The following is a 22,893-nucleotide window of genomic DNA, read 5'->3' on the forward strand; positions in this document are numbered from 1 at the left end:
ATCCAAACGACAAAACCCAAATGACAAATAAAATTCAAAAAACAATTTCAAAAACTTCTAACACTTTGTTTTTTGATCATTGAAATTTATTTGGGTTTTGTATTTTTTATAATGGAATTTGTACTTAAATTGCTAAATCTGAATTAAAAAACAGACAATATTTTGTAACCAATTGTATCACAATCTAAAACTATACTGAGATGGGTGATTTTTATCAAAACGGATTGGTAACTACGCTTACCGATATGAAAAACCGGCCGATCGAAGACCTCGAAGCTGAGCTTCAGCGTTTCTCGGTGCAACGGCCCATGGGGCTAATCATTCCAAGTCTCTATTCGGAACTTGAGAATGAAGCACTCAAAACCATTGTTGACGAGCTTTGCAAGGTGCCCTATCTCTCAGAGGTGATCATCGGGCTGGACCGTGCCACCGAAAAAGAGTTTCACCATGCACGCGAATATTTTTCGCGGCTGCCCCAAAACCACCGCATCCTCTGGCACGATGGCCCGCGACTGATGGCGCTCGACAAACGGCTCAAAGAGATGAAGCTCGAACCCGACCAGATGGGCAAAGGGCGCAACGCCTGGTACTGCTTTGGCTATATGCTCGGTTCCGGCAAGTCGGAAGCCATCGCCCTGCACGATGCCGACATAATAACCTACCACCGCTCCATGCTTGCCAAGCTGCTTTATCCGGTGGCAAACCCCTATTTTAATTACCGTTTTTGTAAAGGCTATTACTACCGCGCCGACCAGGAACATATCAAAGGCCGCGTGGTGCGTCTGCTCGTTACGCCATTGCTGCGGGCACTCAAAAAGTTCTTCGGCCCTATGGAATACCTCGAATACCTCGACAGCTTTCGCTATCCGCTGGCAGGCGAGTTTTCGATGCGCGTGGACATACTTAAAACCATCCGCATTCCCTCCGACTGGGGGCTTGAGATTGGCATCCTGTCGGAAGTGCATCGCAACAACTCCACCAACCGCATTTGCCAGGTAGAGATTGCCGACCGCTACGACCACAAACACCAGGAGTTGTCACCCGACGATCCCGGCAAAGGACTTGCTAAAATGGTGTACGACATCGCTATGGCCATCTTTATTAAGCTGGCGCAAAATGGGGTGGTTTTTTCGCAGGGAACTTTCCGCTCCATCCGCTCCACCTATTTCCGCATCGGGCTCGACTTTGTGGAGCAGTACAGCGCACTCTCACGGTTCAACGGTTTTAAATACGATCGCAACCAGGAGGAAGAAACGGTGATGCTATTCTCGCGACTGGTGTATCAGGCCGGCGAAGACATGCTCAACAACTGGGATTACGCCGCATTTATCCCCAGTTGGCGACGCATACAAAGCGCCATCAGAGATTTTATCCCGGAATATTATGCTGCGGTGGAACAGGATAATAAGTAGAAAGAGGGTAAAAGATAGAGAGTAGAAGGGAGAAGATAGAGGGGAGAGGTGAGGAGTATTAATTGGTTCAGGGGCAAATGGCAAATTATAAATTACAAAAAAACAAATTTCAAACATTTGTAACGTGCTGGTAATTGAGTTTTGAATATTGAAATTTATTTGGGATTTGCTTCATTTTCCTTTGGGATTTACTTTTAAAGATTAATGTACTATGGATGATCATCACTATAAAAACCTGAATGAGCATTTTGTAAAACATTTTTGGCAACGGCTTACCAAAATTTATGGCCGGGAGCTGCCGCAGGAGGAGCTGCATGCTTTTCTGGAGCAGATCGATCGGAATGTAAAAGATAAAAAGCCTACCAAAAAATGGGATGAGCGCGATGTGCTGATGATTACCTACGGCGACAGCATCCGCAACGACACCGAGCCGGCGCTGCAGGTGTTGCACCGTTTTCTGAACCGCCATCTGAAAGAGGAGTTTAGCTTTGTGCATCTGCTGCCCTTTTTCCCCTATAGCTCCGACGACGGCTTCTCGGTGATCAACTACATGCAGGTAAATCCGGAGCTGGGTGACTGGGACGACATCATCCGCCTGAGCGAAGACTACAAGCTGATGACTGATCTGGTGATCAATCACATCTCCAAAAGCAGCCAGTGGTTTCAGAATTACCTCCGCGGCGAAGGTACCGGCAAGGATTTTTTTATTGAAGAAGACCCCGCCACCGACCTCTCGTTGGTGATTCGGCCGCGCAGCCTGCCGCTGCTTACACCTTTCGAAACCAGCAGCGGCATAAAATATCTGTGGACAACTTTTAGCGACGACCAGATCGACCTCAACTTTGCCAACCCTGCCGTACTGCTCGAAATGGTGAAAGTGATTTTGTTTTATCTGAAAAATGGCGCCTCGATGATTCGCATGGATGCCATCGCCTTCCTTTGGAAGGAACCCGGTACAAGCTCTTTGCACCTGGCACAGACGCACGAAATCGTTAAACTCATGCGCGATGTGATGGAGGCCGTCGACCCAAATGCCATTCTGCTTACCGAGACCAACGTCCCCAACAAAGAAAACCTCGAATATTTTGGACACGGCGACGAGGCGCACATGGTGTATCAGTTTTCGCTGCCGCCGCTGCTGCTGCATGCGCTGCATGTTGGTCATTCCAAATATTTTAACCAGTGGGTGGCCTCTCTACCCGAGCTGCCGCCGGGGTGTACCTATTTCAACTTTACCGCCTCGCACGACGGCATCGGGATGCGTCCCCTCGAAGGGCTTCTGCCGGAAGAGGAACGCGAGTCGTTGATCTACGGCATGAAGCAAAACGGCGGCGTAATCTCTACGCGCCGCAACAACGACGGCACCGACAGCGCTTATGAAATCAATATCACCTATTTCGACGCCATGAAGACAACCGTGCGTGGCGAAGATGACCTTCAAAAACAACGCTTCCTTGCTTCCCAAACCATCATGCTCGAGTTGCAAGGATTGCCGGCATTTTACATTCACAGCCTTTTGGCTACAGTCAACTACCACGAAGGCGTAAACGAAACCGGCAGGGCACGCACCATCAACCGCCGCAAATGGGACGAGCAGGAGATAGAAACCCAGCTGGCGCAGGATACCACGCATGCGGCAGTGCTCACCGAACTGAAAATACGGATCAACATCCGCAAAAAACAAAAAGCATTTCATCCCGAGGCGCGTCAGGAAATAATCGAAGCCGGCGAAGCCTTTATTGCGCTGCGACGCTCCAGTGCCGACGGGAAGCAGCGCATCCTGTGCATCACCAACATCACTCCGCAGCAGGAGGCATCGCTGCCCAACCTTCTCGATAACCCCGAAGAAACCATCGATCTTTTCACCGGTCAAAAACCAGAAATAAGAGATGGAGCATTTGTTTTGGAACCCTATCAAACGCTTTGGCTGGAGGGAAAGTAAGAAGTAGGTAGAATTTAGTAGGTAGGAAGAATTCGCGGCTTGATGGGATGCAAACCTCGACCGAAGGAGGAGGATGGCAATCCTAAAGTCTTCTGTAAAGCCAGTCCTCAGCCTTCAAGTTGCAATGCTCAGTCAACATCTTCTGCCCTCCTAAAATTTTCCTTACTATTTTTGCCCGGCACACAGCTTATTTTAAAGGTGCAAAAAAAGAATCAGCATGGAACGCATCACGCTATTTGCCGAAGTACTATTGCCGCTGCCTGTGGCCGGCACTTTTACGTACCGGGTGCCTTACGAAATGAACAGTGAGGCAGAGCCTGGGCGGCGTGTTGTGGTGCAGTTTGGCCGGCAGAAAATCTACACCGGCCTCATCCGCTCGGTGCACCAGAAGGTGCCGGAGCGATACGTCCCGAAATACATTCTTTCGGTGTTGGATCAGCAACCTGTCGTAAAGCCGGTGCAGTTCGATCTGTGGGAATGGATAGCCGGATATTATATGTGCACGGTGGGCGAGGTGATGAATGCCGCACTGCCCTCGGCGCTGAAGCTGGCCAGCGAGACGCGCATCGTGCAGCATCCCGACTTCGATGGAAAAACCGATCATCTCAACGAAAAAGAATTTCTGGTAGCCGAAGCCATCGACATACAGAAAACCCTCACCATCTCGGAGGTGTCGCGGATCGTAGAGTACAAAAAGGTGATTCCGCTCATCAAAACTTTGATAGAGAAAAAGGTGGTGCTGGTAGAGGAGGAGTTGCGCGACCGCTACCGTGCCAAGGTGGAGACTTATGTGCGCCTTTCGGCGGAATACCGCGATGAGATGGCGCTGCATCAGCTCTTTTCGGAACTCGAAAAAAAAGCCTTCCGCCAGCTCGAGGTGCTGATGACTTTTCTGCACCTGGCCGGCGCGGAAGCATACACGGGCAAAGCGCTGCCTCGCGCTGAGCTAACTGCCAATGCCGCCACAGCCCAAACGGTGACGGCGCTTGAGAAAAAAGGCGTGTTTGAAATCTTTGATGAAGTTACCAGCCGCCTGCAAGCCTTCGATGCAGTCACCTCGCCCGACGATCTGCTGCTTACCCCGGAGCAACAGGCGGCTTTTGAAAATATTGGCGAAAGCCTGAACCAAAAAAAGGTGACGCTGCTGCATGGCGTCACCTCCAGTGGAAAAACGGAAGTTTATATCAAGCTCATCCATCAGGTGATAAAGCAGGGGAAACAGGTGCTTTTTCTGTTGCCCGAGATCGCCCTCACCACGCAGATCATCAACCGCCTGCGCCGCTATTTTGGCGACAGCGTGGGCGTGTATCATTCCAAATATAGTGAGTTTGAACGGGTAGAAATCTGGAACCGCGTGTTGCAACATCCGGCAAACGGAGGCCCCGAACCCGGGAAATACCAGATCATTCTGGGCGCACGCTCGGCGCTGTTCCTGCCTTTCAGCAATCTGGGGCTGGTGATAGTGGACGAGGAGCACGACAGCTCCTACAAGCAATATGCTCCCGCCCCCCGCTACCTGGCGCGCGACACCGCCATTATGATGGCCAGCATGCACGGCGCAGCCACGGTGCTCGGCTCGGCCACGCCCTCCATCGAGAGTTATTACAATGCGACCTTTAATAAATATAACCTCACCGAACTCAAAAGCCGCTATGGCGGAATAGAGATGCCGGAAATACTGGTGGCTGACCTGCGCAACGAAACGCACCGCAAGACCATGAAGTCGCACTTCAGCTCTTTTTTATTAAAAAACATAGAGGAGGCGCTGGCGCAAAAGGAGCAGGTGATCCTGTTTCAAAACCGGCGCGGCTTCTCGCTGCGGCTCGAGTGCGACACCTGCCACTGGATGCCCTCGTGCAAGCACTGCGACGTTACGCTGATATATCATAAATACAACAACCAACTGCGCTGCCACTACTGCGGCTACAGCGAGCGCGTGCCCGACCGCTGCCCCGAGTGCGGCCACACGGGGCTGATGATGAAAGGCTTTGGCACCGAAAAGGTAGAAGACGAGCTGGCCATCATCTTCCCGAAAACACGCATTGCGCGCATGGACCTCGACACCACGCGCACCAAAAATGCGTATCAGAAAATCATCAGCGACTTTGAGGAGCAGCGCATCGATATATTGATAGGGACGCAAATGGTGACCAAAGGCCTCGACTTCGACCACGTGAGCGTGGTGGGCATCCTCAACGCCGACAACCTGCTGAGCTATCCCGACTTTCGCTCCTTCGAGCGCGGCTTTCAGCTTATGGCGCAGGTGAGTGGAAGGGCTGGGCGCAAAAACAAACGCGGCAGGGTGATCATCCAGACCTACAGTCCCCATCATGCGGTGATCCGTTATGTGATCGACAACAGCTACGATCTGATGTTCAGAAGTCAGTTGCAGGAGCGGCAGCAGTTTAAATATCCGCCTTTCTACCGGCTGATAGAGCTACAGTTGCAGCACAAAGATGCAGCGGTGGTAAATGAAGCCGCCACCGAGATGGCCGCTCTGCTTCGACAGCGGCTCGGACAGCTTATCCTTGGGCCGGAGTTTCCGGTGGTGCCGCGCATCAAAAACTATTTCCTGAAAAATATCCTCGTGAAGCTCGAAAAGAACGACCACACCCACCAGATGAAACTTGTGATTGCCGAAGTCATCGACCATTTCAAAACTACAAGCACCCACAAATCCGCCCGCGTGGTGGTGAATGTGGATCCGGTGTAGAGGAAAACTTTCATAAGACTCCTCTCTTCTTTACCAATGATATGTTTTTGTAGGAGTTTGAAGGGAGAAATCTACAAATCGCGATATGATTATTACCTCGGGCTGAAGTTTTGAAATTAAAAAAAAAGGGGATTGGAATAGATATTCCTTTGCTTTATTATTCGATGCTCTAATAATCGGCCTGGCGTTTTATTTTACCAGCTTGGAAATTTTCTTAAATTCCTCGGTGCCTGAATGGCGAAGCAATTCAAAGAGTATCGATTCGCTGGTGGTAATCAGGGCGCCTTCCTGCTGCATGCGGCGGATGGCTATCTTTTTGTCGTTGGGGTTGCGCGAGGCCACGCAATCCTCAACCACCACTGGATGATAACCATTACCGATCAGGTCGATGCAGGTTTGCAATACGCAAACATGTGCTTCGATGCCGGCCACGATTACATAGCGTGGGTTCACCTGCGAAAGCTGTTCGAAAAAAGCCGGCTCGTCACAGCAGCTAAAAGCCTGCTTTTCTACAAACTCTATTTCCTGCAGCATTTCCCTGAGCGGGGCTATGGTAAAGCCCAGCCCTTTGGTGTATTGCTCGGTTACCAAGATTTTAATATCAATGGCTTTCAGCCCTTCTATCAGGATGCCTGTGCGGCGTGTAAGCTCATCGTGATCAGCAATGTGCGGATAAAGTCGTTCCTGCATGTCGATGATCAATCCTACTGTTTCGTCTGCTAATATTCTCATAATGTTAAGGTATTTAGTTTTTAATATTAACAACAAAGATGGTAATAGGTTATTTCCAGAGGCGTAGCAGCAGGATTTCTGCGAGTAAAAAGGCAAGTGCCAGCCCAACAAAAAGCTTCCAGAGCCGCACACCGCTGTTGAGTTGCGCCACCGAAGCCGTAAGCGTCCGCTGCTGCGGCCCTGCGAGTACCTGAAACTGTTGCAGGCCGGCGTCGGCCAGCGCTTCTTCGATTGCCGCAGGACTCATCGTGCGCACATCCGATTCGGTGCGATCGTAGTTAAATGCCGCCGCCGCAACCTTCTTTTCGTTGGTAATGATGTCGTAGTTGCCGGCTTTATTAATGGCTCCTTCTACATACACCAGCAGTTGCGAACCGCTGCGGCGTATTTGCGGAATGATGCCAAAGTTGCCGTCCTGGCTGGTGATGTGCACCACCTGATCCACTTCCGTAGCATCAGTTTTGAGCGGGATGGCCGCACTTTTGCCAGCCACATAATAAAGTCTGGCAGGCGGCTGGCTTTGCAAAGCGATGTTGTAAATGGTGGGTACAAATAATGCGTGCTTTGGGAAATTGCTCCAGGCAGCTTCGAGTGGTGTGGTAGCCAGATAAACCATTCCCTGCCCTGCAGGCTCCCGTCCTAAGAAAATGTTGCCATTCTGAAGCTCGAGCAATGACTCCAGCATAGTGGTGGTATGGCGTCCAAGCGGGTAATGGCTGAATACAACCGGTAAGTCAAGATTTTCGGGTAGCGACTCAAAGACATCTTCGTAGATGCTGCTTTGAAGATTGATGCTGCTGATGCTTGTCCGCATGGTGTCGGAGGGCGCCAGCGTAACAGTTTGCAAAGTCATGAGCAGCTCGTTGTAGCTGCTGATATCGGCTTGCGGAGCCGGAAAAATCAACAGGCTGCCGCCACCTTCCACATACCTCCAAAGCTCGCGTGTAAGTCCGGTGGAAATATGCTTGATGCTGTTAAGAACGATCAGGTTTTGATTATTAAAAGCAGCATAATCCAGATAATTTGCTTTGGCATTTGTAAGCAAAAAGGTGGAATCGCCGGCAAAAAGTGCATTCAAAAACACGTTCTCATCGGGATCATTAATCACCAAAACAGGTATCTCGTTGCGGATGTCAAGGGTAAAATAAAATATGTCGTCGAAGGTGATGGGCGAATCGATAATGCTCAGCTCGCCATATTGAACGCCTGTTTCGAGATTGGTAAAAGGAAGATGGATCACCGTTTCCTGGTTGGCTTGTATGTCGAAGCTGGCAACGGCGCGCTGCTTTCCTTTGATTAAAAGCTTTGCAGGGATTTTTTCCAAATTTTGATCAGAGGCATTTTTGATACTTGCCGAAAGCGTTGCCTGTTGCCCGGCACGAAACACCGGAGCGTCAAACCAGATGCTGTCGATGTAGAGGTTGGCCACCTGATCAGCAGCTACGGGCACCAAAAAATTTTGCACTGCAGTATCTTCTACGATATTGCCGAAATCGGCAAAGGCGGGCTGGAAGTCGGAGATAAGATAGGCTCTGGGTGCCAGCTCTCGGTCTTTGGCAAAAAGCTCGCGCTGCCGCACCACCACCTCAGAAACTGGTCGTGTGGCAGGCGAAATCTCAACAGCATCCAGCAGCTCTGTGAACTCGTCGCGGCTTACAATGCGTTGATGTTGCGCCTCAAAGTCGTTGGTGAGCAACTGAAAACGATCGGAGCTTTTGTAGGCCTGCGCTATCTCGGCGGCTTTACCGGCAGCCTCTACCAGCAAGCTGCCATCGGGCGATGCAGCCTGCATGCTGTAGGAATTATCAACATAAATACTTACCAGATTTCCTGCCTGCTGACGCGTATGGTTTTGGCCGGAGGGCAGATAAGGCTGTGCAAAAGCAAGCACCAGCGCCGCAATGGCCAGGATACGCATGGCCAGGATGAGCAGATGCCGCAACTGCGACTGCTTCTGCGTTTGCTGCCGCAGCTCTTCAATAAATTTGACATTGGTAAAATAAACCTTGCGAAACCGTCGGAAATTGAAAAGATGAACAATGATAGGAATAGCAATGGCAACAAGTCCAATAAGATACAGCGGGTTAACAAATTCCATACGATCGTGGCTGAGTGAGTAATGTGATACAAGATAACGGAGGCAAAAGTAATTATTATCTCTGAGGCCATCTGCGCTGCCGATGACACTCTGAAAAAGCTGCACGTTCCAAGTGCCATTTGCAATCAACCGGCAGAGCTGAAAACAAACAGCAAAAAGCCTGAAGAAACTGTCGCTTCCTCAGGCTTTTTAGTGTTAAAATTTTAAGTCTTTAGTAATAAACTACCTCCAGGGCTTCTTCGCGTTTACTGGCAGCCTCATTCCACTGCGGCACCATTTGCTCCAGGAACTTTTGCTTATCAGCATGTAGTTTCTCCATAGGTAATCCCACAAATTGCTGTGCTTTTGCTTTGGTTTCGATGTCGGGATAAGGTACTGGATAAGGAGCGCCAATGGTGGTGAGGAGTGCGGCAAGTTCTATGCGCGCCTGCTGTGCTTCCTGCATGCCGGCACTGATGATGCGCAATATCTCGATTGAGTTGTGGAAGGCTGCTCCATGGGAGGCAGCAGCGATATCCCACCGAAACTGGGCGTGGCGGATAAATTTCTGGATAGGCTCCATCTGTTGTTGTGTGGCGCCAAATTCCCAGGCGTGGCCTGCTTCTACATGGGCGCGTACCAGCATCTTCTCCAGCTCGTTGCGTTGCGATATTACTTTATCCATTTTATCATACACAAACTCTGTGAGCTTTTCGGCACTCTCCCGGTGGCATACCTGACACGAGTTGGCGATGTTGTTGAGCGGGCTTTGCACGTGGTGATCGGTATATTTCTGACCGCCTTTTGACATGTAAGGCATGTGGCAGTCGGCGCAGGTAACGCCGCGTTTGGCATGCGTGCCGGTAATCCAGGTTTCGTAGCCGGGGTGCTGTGCTTTGAGCATGGGTGTCTTGCTTATTTTGTGCGTCCAGTCGCTAAAGTTAATCTCATCATAATAGGCAATCATATCCTCCACCTGCATTCCTTTGTCCCATGGGAAAGTGAGATATTGCACACCTTCTTTACCGGGCAGAGTATTATTAAAATAATATTCGACATGGCACTGGGCGCACACCAGCGAACGCATCTCCTGATGGGTTGCCTGGGTAATGTCTTTGCCCTGACGCTCGAAAGCTTCGATGAGTGCCGGACGCGAAATCCGCAAATCCATCGTCTTACTGTCGTGGCAGTCGGCACAGCCGATAGAGTTCACAATTTCTGCCCCCCAGCGCGACCAACTGCCGGAGTAAAATTCGGTGATACCCACTTCATTCATCAGGCGGGGCACATCAGGGCCTTTGCAGGTCCAGCAGGTAGCCGGCATAAGTTCCGGATCGTCGATTCCGGGGGCGCCCACACGCAAAGTATTGCGCATATCGGTGATGGCGTAGTAATGGCCGCGAGCCTGTGTGTAATCTTTCGCGAAGCTATAGCCGGCCCAGAGCACAACCATGCGCGGATCGACGCCAAGCATGTCGATCATGGCATTGCCGTTGTATTTGCTGCGAAAGCTTGTGTCGCGGGTTTGCATATAGGAGGTGTACTCGGCCGGGAAGTTTTTGCCCCACACCTCGTTGCGAGGCTCCCATTGGGTAAGCTGTACACGTGGTTCGTAGATATATTCAGTTTCCACGCGACGCTCGGAGATGGTAGAAGCTAACATGCCCAGCACAAATACCACCACTACAGTGATGAAAAAGATTGTCCAGTTGATCCAGGGACTGCGTTTTTTTGTTGTTTCCATATCTTTAAGTTTTTGTTGTTTGATGTTTCAAATGTATGTTACTCTTTATCTTTTTGCATAAGTTTTTTCAACCAGGGGGGCACGGCGCTTCCCAGCCGGGGCACACGTGCGTAGGTGGAAGTGCTCAGGCTGCTCACGCGGCCATGCGGCACCTCGCGATGACAATCCCAGCAGAGCTGCCCCTGATCTTGTTGCGCCATTTTGAGCGAAACCTTTACGGTGTGCACATCTTCGTTCATGTGCAGATGGCAACGTTTGCAGTTTTCCTGAACCACGGCAGCGCCGCCGTCTTTTATTTGTATCACCTGCGGCTCATTGCGCAATGTAAAAATGGTGGCGTGACGCGCACCGTCCATAGCTTTGAAGGTGTATGAGGCTACCGGATTGGTTTGCGGCACATGGCAATCGTTGCAGGTGGCATATTCGCGGTGTGCCGAATGAAACCAGCTGGCGTACTGAGGATTCATCACATGGCAGTTGATGCAGGTTTCGGGTCTGTCAGAGAGGTACGACACTGCATTGGAAATTCGGAGTGTGTATAGTCCCAATCCCACGAAGGCCCCCATAACAATGGCAGCTGGTAATCGCCAGGTAGGCGGCGGGATAAGAAAGTGAAACATATTGGCCATAGCTGTATATTTTGATGAACGACAATTACGGACAAAAATAAAAAATAACTTGTTAAGATTTACGATATGTCTGTGCTGGATGCTAATTTATTATCAGTCTTAATTAGGATTAGTTGAAAAATCAATCAAATATTTCGGTGCGATGCACTGCAAAGACACGTCCTGAGGTAATTAGATTGATAAATCTTAAAATTTAAAAAACCAATTTCCAAATAAATAACAATGACCAAAGATCAAAAATAAAAAACACTTCTGCAGTTCGAGATTTAGTTTTTGAATTTTATTTGTGATTTTTGATATGATATTTTGGGATTTAGTATCGAAGTTGGCAAACCCTTTTACATTCAGCTTTGGCTCTGCCTGTTTTTCATAATCACAGGAACAGTCAAAGTCTGTAAAAATAGGAAGGGCGAGGCTAGCCTCGTAATAACTCTGAGATTTATTTATCAATTGCCGTTTCTGATTTGATGCTACTTTATCAACTTTGTAACCCGACAATTTTAATTTCTGCTAAAGAAAACCGGTTTTACTGTCAGCATCAGCCATGCCCAGTTTTGCATGTTTTTGTAATTGCCATTTTTGAGTATCTGCATGCTTTCGGAAGCAAAAAGATGGGAATAGCCCGCTTCGATGGTTACCTCCGGCGAAAAAGCATACGCTGCCGAAAAGTCGATTTCTGTTCCCAGATAGCTGCTTTGATCCTCCCGTTTTAAGTAAACGAATGTGGATAAAGTGGCGGCGCTATTAAATACGTGTGGCATCAGCGTAAGCGACCACTTGTCTTTCTTGAAATTTATTGGAACGTAAATGTCAACCAGACCTACGCTGCCCATGTGATTGCCAACATAAAAATAATCCATCCAACCATTAAACTTATGATTGGTGCCGTAGAGTGGTGTGAACGAATGATCGTCACCAATAATTCCGTCTTTCGTGTCCGTTCCTGAAAGATATTCCACACCCAGGCCAATATTCAGCTCCTGCAAAATCTGATAGCTCACATCAGCCGCAGCATACATTGCATTAAGCGGGCGATATTTTGCATTTTTTCCGGTTTGATAATAGAAAGCAGCGTTGGCGGAGAGCGCATCGTTCTTGTAACTGACACGCGGTCCCAACGTCAGGCTGTAAGCTATCTTTTCGACTATTACAGAATCTGCGAAAGCATGATAGGCATAGCCGCTGTTGAGCGCCAGAAAGCTCAGTCCAAATTTCCCAAAATTGCTATGATACCAGGCATACTGCATCGTCTTGTAGTTGCTGATGGTATAATCCGCTTTAAAATCAGATTCCAAAGCAGCATTGTAAGCTAGACCCACATCGACGCGATGATTGGTGTTGGGCGTAAATTTGATGACAACGGCATCGTGGCTGCGTGCCTGCTGCGCCCAGCCTACATTGCCAAAAATGCGGCTGTCGTCGTAAATAATTTCCTGCCGCCCGGCCTTCACTGCCCAGGCTTCGCTGAGCAGAAGCTCCGCCCAGGCTTCGTGAACCGATGGCCCGTAGATATCGTATTTGTTGAGTTGCGGCACGTCGCCCCAAACACGAACATCTTGCAGGCTAAGATAAAAACGGTAATTGCTGTTGGCATAATAGGCGTTGAGACGCAATCGCTGCGACACGAAGTTGGCCGCATCCATATTATCAGGCATCAGCGTGCCAAAGCCCTGGCGCATCTCATAACGCGGCCGCAGCTCGCCCGATATCTTAACATCCTGAGCAAATCCTTGAGTAGCCATCAAAAGGCCAAAGGCCGGAAGAACAAACAAGTAGAAAAATTTTTTCATAAAAATGAGTGTATTTAAGTAATGAATTGTCGAAACAAAAATAGATATTATCAGAACCGATAAAACACAAAGTTTTGTAATAATTACAATTTCATCATCTAAACCTACTCTCCACGAATTTCCGTTTATTATTAGATCGTTGACGTTTCCACGTCCTTCTTCATCGCACATTGGGAAGTCGCAGATTGCGGCTTCCTATCGATAGTCAACCGGCTGACATAAGATGAGCTTAGGTGGCTTTATGGATGGGAATATGGATGGATGGAACAGCCGTTAGTTTTTGGATGAGCGGCCTCCGGCTTTTTTCTCAGTTGGTTCCAGGTCGGCATTTGATGATTTTAATGAGACACGGGATGCGGTTATTTTATCATCACCAACAGCATCTTGAATTTTTCGGTGGCTTTGAGAGCATGCGGAATGTTGGCAGGCATCACAATGCTTTGTCCACTTTTCAAAAAATGGGATTTGCCGCCAATGATTACTTCTGCTTCGCCATCGATTACATTCACCATAGCATCAAAAGGAGCTGAATGTTCGCTGAGTCCCTGCCCTTTATCAAAAGTAAAAAGCGTGATGGAGCCGGTGTCTTTTTTGGCGATGGTACGGCTCACCACCGATCCTTCGGCATATTGAACGGAGGCCGCCAGATCGAAAGCTTCATTGAAATTATTTTGGTTGTTCATGCTCTTGGTTTTACTTTTAATAATATGGATTTTTGATCTAAAAAAAATCCTCCGCCACCCGTTGCCAAAGGCAACAGACAGCGGAGGATGTGAGCATGTTTATTAGCTTAAGAAGATTTTCATATCCTCTTCCACTGTGGTGATGCCGCTGATGTCGAAGTTTTCGACCAGCACGTTGACCACGTTAGGCGAAAGGAAAGCAGGCAGTGTGGGTCCGAGATGGATATTTTTTACACCCAGAGAAAGCAGTGCCAGCAATACGATAACAGCTTTTTGCTCATACCAGGCGATGTTGTAGGCGATGGGCAATTCGTTGATGTCGTTGAGTTCAAAAACTTCTTTGAGCTTCAGCGCAATTACGACCAGCGAATAAGAGTCGTTGCATTGTCCGGCGTCGAGTACGCGTGGGATACCGCCGATGTCGCCCAACTGCAGTTTGTTGTAGCGAAATTTGGCGCAACCAGCCGTAAGGATTACGGTGTCTTTGGGAAGTTTCTCTGCAAATTCAGTGTAATATTCGCGGCTCTTCATGCGGCCATCGCAACCAGCCATGACAAAGAATTTACGGATGGCTCCTGATTTTACGGCAGCCACCACTTTGTCGGCAAGCTCTATCACCTGGTTATGGGCAAAGCCGCCAACGATCTCACCTTTTTCTATCTCGATGGGAGGAGCGCAGCGCTTGGCGTGCTCGACGATGGCTGAGAAATCTTTCATTCCGCCAGCCGGACGTTCGCCGATATGTGTAAATCCGGGATAGCCCGAGGATCCGGTTGTATAAATACGGTCGGAGTAGGTGTTGCTTTTGCGTGGTGGTACTATGCAGTTGGTGGTGAAAAGAACAGGGCCGTTAAATTTCTCAAACTCCTCGTTTTGTTTCCACCAGGCATTTCCGTAGTTGCCTACAAAATGTTTGTATTTTTTGAATGCCGGATAATAGTTGGCGGGCAGCATCTCGCTGTGTGTGTAAACGTCCACGCCGGTGCCTTCGGTTTGCTTTAGCAGGTCTTCCATGTCGCGCAGGTCGTGGCCCGAGATAAGTATCCCAGGGTTGTTGCGCACGCCAATGTTCACTTTGGTAATCTCCGGGTTGCCGTAGTGGCCGGTGTTGGCTTTGTCGAGCAGCGCCATGGCTTCCACGCCGTATTTACCGGTTTCGAGCGTCAGCGCCACCAGGTCGTCTACCGAAAGGCTGTCGTTGGTGGTTGCCAACAATGCGCGTTGCATGAAGGCGTAGAGCTCGGGATTTTCCTCGTCGAGGTTGTAGGCGTGTTCGGTGTAGGCAGCCAAACCTTTTAAACCGTAGGTGATAAGTTCGCGCAGTGAGCGGACGTCTTCGTTCTTAGTACTCAGCACACCTATATCCGTACTCTTTTCCACGAAAGCTTCTTCGCTGTCGGCATGCCAGGTGGCAGCTTCGGGCAGTGGGGAGGGCAATTCGGCGCCTAGTTTTTTAGCGGCTTCTTTGATTTGCTGACGCAGCGCAAGGCCTTGGCGGACACGCGCCACAAAAACATCGTAGTCGAAGTTGGCGTTGGTGATGGTAGCAAACAAGCCATCAAATATAAATTTGTTGACTTCAGCATCTTCGTGTCCTTTTTGGCGGGCAGCCGTGCTGTACACCGAAATTCCTTTCATGACAAACATCAGCAAATCCTGCATGTTGGCCACGGTACTTGTTTTGCCGCAAACGCCCACAACAGTGCATCCGGTGTTTTTGGCAGTTTCCTGACATTGATAACAAAACATACTCATCGCTTTACTTTTTTTAAATTTATTAATAGAATAATTACAAATATAATATTTTAATAATGGATTAAATCCATTCTTCGCTCAGCACTTTACCCTGGCTGTCGACAACGGCTTGTTTTATGGGAACCTTGCGCGAAGCGGTTGCTTTAGCCATCTGTGCCAGCCTGGTAAGTCCGCCACAGCAAGGCACTTCCATGCGCACCACAATGATGCTGTTGATGCGCGCCTCATCGATCATGGCCACGAGTTTTTGTAAATACGATTCCTGGCTGCTGTCGAGTTTGGGGCAAGCAATGGCAAGTATTTTTCCTTTCAGGAAATAATCGTGGAAGTTGCCCATCGCAAAGGCAACACAGTCGGCGGCGAGCACCACGTCAGCATTTTTAAAATAAGGTGCCATCGGATTGATTAGATGCAGTTGCACCGGCCAGTGTGTGAGCTGCGAAGGAGCATCACCATGGCCGTTGCTACCGGCAGCGCTGTTAACCTTGTCCATGTCGATGTTAAACGATATGGGCTCTGTTCCGGGGCATCCGCTACCACAACCACCGGATGAAACGGCGGCCATTTCGGCGGCAACCACCTGGCGCGTCCTCACCTCATCGTCGTCGCGGGTTACATCCAGATCGATGTTGTTTTTCTTGATGTATGCAATGGCTTCCGCCATAAAGTCGTTGGCGTCATGCGATTTGAGATGATGCAGATGCGCCAGCACGGTGTTCTTACCTTTTTTTACCATCTGCTCCATCACGAGTGTTTCGTTGTAGGGTTCGGCTTCGCGTTCTTCGATGGTGATGGCGCCTTCGGGGCAATGGCCGAGGCAGGCACCCAACCCATCACAAAATAGGTCGCTCACCAGCCGTGCTTTTCCGTCGATGATCTGCAGGGCGCCTTCGTGGCAGTTGGGGATGCATAATCCGCAGCCGGTGCAGAGTTCTTCATCAATTTTTATGATGTTTCTTTTCATTGTTTCCTCAGTTGTTTTCTTTTTTTAATGCTATCTCTTCAATGGTTCGGTGCATGTAATAATGTTTGTATTCGTCGAAAAGTTTATGTTGCACATCTCCAAATACACATTTATCAAACGGACATAACCCATCCGGGATTCTGCAACGATCAATTTCAGGCTTACCGTCGATGATTACAAAAATGTCGTAGATCGAAATCTCCGATGCAGGACGGTTTAGCACAAAGCCACCTTTAGGACCCCGCGTTGAAGTAATAAGCCGATGGCGCGCCAGTATCTGCAGCACCTTGGCAATGTGGTTTTTCGACAGATGCAATGCCTCCGAAAGCTGCGTGGCGCTCACGTGCTCCTTGCTATTGGCCATCATGGCCAGGCTATGAACAGCTATATTAGACGCTTCGGATATGTTAAACAATCTTGACATTATTGCAATTAGGTATTTGAATGCGCAAATTTAAAGGTTTTTCCGGAGGTGAGAAATGTGTAAGAAAAAGTTGGCGGAGGAAGTAGGAAGTTGTCAGGTGTTAAGAATGGAATTTTTGGCGATGGTCGAAACTTAAAACCCAGCGGATCAATCAACCACCAGTTTGCGTTCGGCTTAGGCTTGGCCTAAGCTGAATCTATTTCTGCAGGCTTAGCCTGCTTTTCCGAATCCTTAATACAGGCACAGCCTGTAAAAATAGAACGAATGAGGCACAGCCTCGTCCAAACCCGGAAGCTGTCAGGTTTTAAAGCTCAAAGGTGCAGCGCGCCGTGCTTGAACAAACAACAAACAACAAACAACACCTGCCCTGAGCGTAGTCGAAGGGAACAATTTTCCTACTCCGCTACTTTCGGGTTTACCCACAAATGGCTGTACCAATGCCAGGAGCTTCCATCTGTGGAAGGGGCGGTAAGGGTATAAAGTGTGCGACGTTGGGTGAGTTTTTTGTCGGCCTGCAGCACAACGATTTGCTGCTCGCCATTAGTTGTTATCTTTTGGATTTCCACTTTGGTACCATCCACAAAAAACTGTGCATTTTTCAGGTTTATTTCATCTGGCTTTATGGTGAGCCGCAGCGTGGGTGGATTGTCAGTAAAGAATGGCGATGCCGGTGATGTTTCTTTTACTTCCAGGGCTTTCATCACCACTTTATTTTTAAATCCCTGCAATGTTGCAAACGGCCCGCCCATCGGGAAACGCGGGATGGCCATCGTGTTGGAGCCTTGCGAAAACACGCCCGACTTTTGCACCGTGGCAGCTTCAAAGCCTGCCTCGCGCAGCACCTGCTCCATGTCGGTGGTCCATTCCCCGTAAGGGTAACAATACACATTGGGTTTGGCGCCGAGGTGTTCCTGAAATTCGTTGCTGGCTTCAGCCAAATCATTGCGAAAAGCAGTTATCCGGTTTTTTTCATCCAGGTTGAGAAATTGTGTGTGGTCGTGGGAGTGGTGGCCGATTTCGATGCCGGACTTTTGCATCTCTTTAATTTGTGGCCAACTAATAAAGTCGATGCCGCCAATGGTGCCGGTTTGTACAAAAATGGTGGCCGGGAAGCCATATTTCTTTAGCAATGGCCAGCCGTTTTCATAAAAACTAAGATAGCTGTCGTCGACAGTGAGGATGGCGGCTTTATCGGGAAGCGCTTTCCCGTCCTTCCATTTGGTGACAGCCTCGCCCAAAGTGAGCACGATGTAATGGTTGTCGGCCAGGAATTTCAGTTGTGATTCAAAAACGCTCAACGAAACATTGGTGCTGGGATAGCGGCTGTCGCCAAAACGATGGTAGGCAAAAACCGGGATGTCGAACGACTGCGCCTGCAGGGCACCGGTAGTCGACAAAAAAATGAATGATAAGATGTAAATGAGAGTTCGCATTGACTTATAACGGCTGGCGTTAAGAAATTGTTGAGAAGTGTTTGCTGCTGAGAGCTGTGTAATCTGTTATCTGAGGTAATTTTGAAAAGTTTTGCTGTATGCAATAAAGTCTTTACTGTGCATGCCGCCAGCATTGACGCACGAACATTTATTAAACAAAATCATTTAGTTTGAGGGCGGCGAGATAGTCTTTGAAATGTTGTGTCATGGTACCGATGACGTTGCCCATGATACATTTGTCGAAAGGGCAAATTGGATTGTTCATCGGGCAGGCGGTAATTTCGATTTCTCCCTCGATAGATTCGTAGACATCGAGCAGGCTAATCTGATCCGCGTCTTTTTTGAGCTCAAACCCGCCACGAGGGCCCCGGTTTGATGTCAGAAAGTCGTCTTTTACCAATCGCTGCAGCACTTTGGCTATATGATGTTTGGATGAGCCTGTACGTTCGGAAATTTTTATCACATTGAGTTTTACATCAGATTGTGCGATTAGAACCATGCTGTGGATGGCAATAGACCCGGCTTCGGAGAGAGCAAATATTTTCGACATGAGATGACCTTAACTGTAAAAAATCATTTTTTTTGGATGACGAACAAAGATAACTTTAAAATGAGATTTTCGGTATTGAATAACTAATTTAAACTAATTCTTTGTTTTTAGAAGCGATAAGCGGCCTGGCGCAACTGTTTCAGATTGGTGATGGGCGAAGGAGGGGAGAGGTGCTTTGCCAGGAATTTGTAGATTTTAACTCTTATTTCGTTGGCTTCACTGGTATCGATGCGATCGAAAGAATGCCCTCCGGCAATGTTCTGGTAAATCTCGTATTCAAACTTCTTGTTTTCCGCTTTCAGCGATTTTATCAGATGCTCCACTTCGAGCACGTTCACATCAGCGTCGTTGGTATTGGTATGGATGAGCAGGGGGGTGTTTTTCATTTTGTGCGCGTTCCAGGCCGGCGACCGGCGGCGGTACTCGGCCACATTATCATTGGCCGACTGCCCGATGTGATGATCGGCTTCGTAGAGGTCGCGGTAGGACTGATCTTTGTAACCCATCCTGGCCACAACATCGCTCACCGGCACGCCGGCAAAAGCAGCCTGGTAGTCGGCAGGATGATCAAAAATGTTCATCAAAGCAATCAATCCGCCATGGCTCCAACCAATGATGCCCACGCGATTCTTATCCACAATATCGTAGTTTTCGACCATGTAGTCGCGGCTTGCTTTTACGTCTTCCGTTTCCAGTCCGCCGTAGTCGATATTTTGATAAAAGTCTTTACCATACCCGGTGCTGCCGCGGTATTCGGCAGCTACGATGATGTAGCCCTGCGCAACCAGCTCGCGCACGATGTGCGTGTAATAGGTGGTAAAGTCGCCGTGTACGCCGCCGTGTGGGAAAACAATCAGCGGATATTTCTTGTTGGGATCGGTATTGCGAGGGATAAAAACGTACGACCAAAACTTTATGGGATTGCCTGCGCCCTGAGCCGTGGGGTTCGCCTCTTTCCATCGGGGCGGGCCGGTGATGTAAACTTTATCTACAAAAGCTACGTCGCCAACCCGCTGCATCCACAGCAGGTCGTCGATGTTTTTGTTGAGCACATCAAAACGGTGCTCCATGTCGGAAATCTGGGTATTCAGGCTCTCGATCTGCTTTTGCAAATCAGTGTCGGATTGCGCTTTAACGGATAATGAGGCCATCAGCATCACAGCCATCATTCCTACCCAAAAAATAGTTTTCGTTATTTTCATTATCAATAATTTTAAAAACCAAAAATACACATTTGGGGGTGATCCGCGAATTGTCGGAAACCGTCCGCGAATTGCCGCCGATTAGAAGAATTTTCGCTAAATTTTTTAAACCACAGAGCCACAAAACCACAGAGAATTATCAATAAATTTTCATTTCTTTTTCCTCCGCGTCTCTGCGTCTCCGCGGTTTACTTTTTTCTTTTTTAACTACAAAGCCACAAAGGGTACTCAGAAGATCAACGTATCACCCCTTCCCCGATCACCCCATTTGTTAATTATTTGTTAAACACTTCTTTTGCCTGCAACATTTTGAACTTGTGCATTTATTTACTTGTTCAGCCTTTATTGCAATCATACCTAACATATTAATGGATAGGTAATTTATTGACTGCTTTGGTATTTTTTGTTTCTGAAAGTCAGAAGTTGTTTTTAAACCTAAAAAATTAAGACCTATGCAAAACCTTTTACAGTTTTCTTCAAAAATCGCGGCAACTTTTGTTTTACTGGCGATAATGACCATGCCTGCGCTGGCATTGGCTCAGACCTATGAAAATTTTGATAATCTTCCCCAGGGCAGTACGCCGGGCGATGATAGTTATATTGGGAACAATGGCAATCCCTGGTATTACAAAAATTGCCGAGGGGATGTTCCAATAGACGGCAAGGCCATCACCCTGGTAGGTGGGGCGACAAACTCCTACATATACTGCTATGAAATGTCAGGAAATTTACAAACCCTAAGTTTTGACTATATGCAGGTTGGATCTGACCCGGTTCAAGTTTTAGTCTTTGTTGGTGGTATTTATTTCACTTCCATTACAACAAGCCAACAGGGAGTGATACAGAATTCAGGATCCATAAGCATTGGAGGAGATTTGGGTGTTGAGCTCGAGTTTTTGACTAATTCGGGTAGTAATGAGGTAGCTCTCGACAATATTAACTGGACAGTTACTCTTACCCCGGATAATATTGAGACCTTTGATAATTTGGTAGCTGATGATTACTTTGGTAGTTTTATCGGAGAGAACGATCATAAGTGGGAATATTATTACATTAGCATGGGTGCATTGGATGGTCCTGCCATCACACTTGATGAAGGAAGTGGTTGGCTTAAGTGCGAGGATATTAATCAAGGTATGTATTCATTGAGCTTTGATTACGTACAAAGTGGTTGGGATCCAGTTTATCTTGAGATACGCATCAATGGTGAAATTTTTGAAACTATATCCTCTGATGAAAAAGACGTAATAAAGAATACCGGAGAACTTATTGTGGATCAGGCAAATGGAGTTGGTGGTTTTCCGCTGAGTATTGAAATTAGCGTAGCTTATGATGAGGATAATGGTCAAGACGGGGGTGAAGTAACCATTGACAACATAGCCTGGACCAATCGTCCTCGCAGTTACACAGTATTTACCGGAACGGGCAACTGGAGTGATCTATCTAAATGGAGTGGTGGCATTCCTGACAAAAATTCCGATGCCTTTATTGAAGGCAATGCTACCTTAGATATTGCTGCAACCGCTCACTACGTGGGTTTAGAACCCCAGGGGAATTTAACCATCCAGGGAAAGACACTGACTGCTGAAACCTTTACCATTCGTGCCGATGCGACCGGATCGGGTTCATTTATTGGTTCAGCTTCTGATCTGAACATTAGTTATGCATTTATGAATTGGCATATTAAATCCGGGGTAGCCGAAGCCTGGCACTTGTTGTCATCTCCGGTCCCCAATCAGTCATTAATTAACCCTTATAATAATAATCAATTTACGCCCTCTGGCACTTACCCCGATGGCAGCGGCTATGACTTTTACGCCTGGGATGAACCTTCGGAAATGTGGCTCAACCGAAAAGTGTCTGGAAACCACATCAATTCCTTCGTACCCGGTAAGGGGTATTTGGTCGCTTATCAGGACATCAGTAAAGATAAAACTTTTGGAAGTTATACCTTTAACTCAGGTGCCATAACTGTACCGATTACCGCTCCTGGCATGCCCAGTAAATCTACCAATGGTGAACATGCCGGTGCCAATCTTATTGGTAACCCCTATCCGTCATCCATCGACTGGAAAAACAGAGCGGATCTTGATAAAAACAATTTGAAATATGAAGATAATGGCTACACCATGTATATATGGAATGATGCCGTCAAAAATTATGGGGCTTATATCGATAACGCTTCAGGTGATGCCGGCACCAATGGCGTGGGACGATACATACCACCATTACAGGGATTTTTTGTAATTGCACAATCCGAGGTCGGTAACTTTGTCTTTAATGATGGCGCAAGGGTACACAGCAATCAGTTGTATATGAAATCAGGAAATGAAGAGGGCTTCCGCCTGTCGGTTCAGGCACCTGAAAACGCAGGCAAGGATGAAATACTGCTCGATTTTGGTCACGAAGCCAACCAGGGCGGCGCCGATAAATGGTATAGCATGTCTGCCAATGCACCCTCCTTGTATCTGCCATCTGCCGAAAAGGATTATTCCATCCGCTTCCTCAGCTCTGTGGACGATAACCCGCTGATTCCACTTTCGTTTAAAGCCGGCCTGGATGGAGAATACAGCATCAAAGCCAATTTTAATACCGCAGCATTTACTTCAGTAAAACTGAAGGATTTACAAACTGGTAAGATCCATGACCTGATTGCTAATCCGGATTACACTTTTTCCGCCACCACCGGTGATGATGCCAAGCGCTTTACTTTGGTATTCGGAGCAGTGGGGATAGATACCCCGGAAGCTGAGCGTGATGTTCAGGTTTACGCCAATGGCAGCATTTTATATCTTAACAGCAGTTCGGCTACTCCGGCCGAAATAAAGGTGTACAATCTTACC

Annotated in this window: 16 protein-coding genes; 4 read left to right on the forward strand and 12 right to left on the reverse strand. The window is 48.1% G+C overall.

Features of this window, described 5'->3' with window-relative positions; all coding sequences use genetic code 11:
- The first annotated feature begins 200 nt into the window (after window positions 1-200).
- The 3 genes from VFC92_09450 (at window position 201) to priA (ending at window position 6,067) form a co-directional block, all read left to right on the forward strand.
- Complete coding sequence (locus VFC92_09450; protein ID HZK08413.1) at window positions 201-1,412, forward strand: hypothetical protein; 1,212 nt, start codon at window positions 201-203, stop codon at window positions 1,410-1,412.
- Between the two features lie 211 nt (window positions 1,413-1,623).
- The gene (locus tag VFC92_09455) at window positions 1,624-3,354 is read left to right on the forward strand and encodes a sugar phosphorylase (GenBank protein HZK08414.1); all 1,731 of its coding nucleotides are present in this window, start codon (window positions 1,624-1,626) and stop codon (window positions 3,352-3,354) included.
- Between the two features lie 217 nt (window positions 3,355-3,571).
- Window positions 3,572-6,067, forward strand: coding sequence for a primosomal protein N' (gene priA / locus VFC92_09460; protein ID HZK08415.1), 2,496 nt, complete (start codon window positions 3,572-3,574; stop codon window positions 6,065-6,067).
- Window positions 6,068-6,256: 189 nt separating this feature from the next.
- On the opposite strand, the gene VFC92_09465 is transcribed toward priA, so the two are convergent.
- The 12 genes from VFC92_09465 to VFC92_09520 all read right to left on the reverse strand — a co-directional run bounded on the left by VFC92_09465 (window position 6,257) and on the right by VFC92_09520 (window position 19,918).
- Window positions 6,257-6,799 (reverse strand): hydrolase, encoded by a 543-nt coding sequence (locus VFC92_09465; GenBank protein HZK08416.1) that lies wholly within the window; start codon window positions 6,797-6,799, stop codon window positions 6,257-6,259.
- Window positions 6,800-6,848: 49 nt separating this feature from the next.
- A complete protein-coding gene (locus VFC92_09470; protein HZK08417.1) occupies window positions 6,849-8,897 on the reverse strand; it encodes a BatA domain-containing protein in 2,049 nt (682 codons plus the stop codon).
- A 211-nt stretch (window positions 8,898-9,108) separates the two neighbouring features.
- Window positions 9,109-10,620, reverse strand: coding sequence for an ammonia-forming cytochrome c nitrite reductase (gene nrfA, locus VFC92_09475; protein ID HZK08418.1), 1,512 nt, complete (start codon window positions 10,618-10,620; stop codon window positions 9,109-9,111).
- A 38-nt stretch (window positions 10,621-10,658) separates the two neighbouring features.
- Window positions 10,659-11,249, reverse strand: coding sequence for a cytochrome c nitrite reductase small subunit (nrfH, locus tag VFC92_09480; protein HZK08419.1), 591 nt, complete (start codon window positions 11,247-11,249; stop codon window positions 10,659-10,661).
- Between the two features lie 500 nt (window positions 11,250-11,749).
- On the reverse strand, window positions 11,750-13,039 hold the full coding sequence (locus VFC92_09485) for an alginate export family protein (protein HZK08420.1): 1,290 nt from the start codon (window positions 13,037-13,039) through the stop codon (window positions 11,750-11,752).
- A 359-nt stretch (window positions 13,040-13,398) separates the two neighbouring features.
- On the reverse strand, window positions 13,399-13,722 hold the full coding sequence (locus VFC92_09490) for a cupin domain-containing protein (GenBank protein HZK08421.1): 324 nt from the start codon (window positions 13,720-13,722) through the stop codon (window positions 13,399-13,401).
- Between the two features lie 102 nt (window positions 13,723-13,824).
- Window positions 13,825-15,471 (reverse strand): hydroxylamine reductase, encoded by a 1,647-nt coding sequence (hcp, locus tag VFC92_09495; protein ID HZK08422.1) that lies wholly within the window; start codon window positions 15,469-15,471, stop codon window positions 13,825-13,827.
- 67 nt (window positions 15,472-15,538) lie between these two features.
- Window positions 15,539-16,441 carry a 4Fe-4S binding protein gene (locus tag VFC92_09500; protein HZK08423.1) on the reverse strand — a complete coding sequence of 301 codons (903 nt, stop codon included), beginning with the start codon at window positions 16,439-16,441 and terminating at the stop codon, window positions 15,539-15,541.
- 7 nt (window positions 16,442-16,448) lie between these two features.
- Window positions 16,449-16,865: an Rrf2 family transcriptional regulator gene (locus VFC92_09505; GenBank protein HZK08424.1), complete on the reverse strand. Its 417-nt coding sequence runs from the start codon at window positions 16,863-16,865 to the stop codon at window positions 16,449-16,451.
- A gap of 395 nt (window positions 16,866-17,260) precedes the next feature.
- Complete coding sequence (locus VFC92_09510) at window positions 17,261-18,298, reverse strand: polysaccharide deacetylase family protein (GenBank protein HZK08425.1); 1,038 nt, start codon at window positions 18,296-18,298, stop codon at window positions 17,261-17,263.
- Between the two features lie 151 nt (window positions 18,299-18,449).
- Complete coding sequence (locus VFC92_09515; GenBank protein HZK08426.1) at window positions 18,450-18,848, reverse strand: Rrf2 family transcriptional regulator; 399 nt, start codon at window positions 18,846-18,848, stop codon at window positions 18,450-18,452.
- A 107-nt stretch (window positions 18,849-18,955) separates the two neighbouring features.
- A complete protein-coding gene (locus VFC92_09520; protein HZK08427.1) occupies window positions 18,956-19,918 on the reverse strand; it encodes a prolyl oligopeptidase family serine peptidase in 963 nt (320 codons plus the stop codon).
- 584 nt (window positions 19,919-20,502) lie between these two features.
- Here VFC92_09520 and VFC92_09525 point away from each other — a divergent pair.
- Window positions 20,503-22,893, forward strand: a 2,391-nt coding sequence (locus tag VFC92_09525) for a hypothetical protein (GenBank protein ID HZK08428.1), incomplete at its 3' end; no start/stop codon positions are given.

The sequence above is a fragment of the Bacteroidales bacterium genome, from assembly GCA_035647615.1.
Classification (GTDB): Bacteria; Bacteroidota; Bacteroidia; order Bacteroidales; family 4484-276; genus SABY01.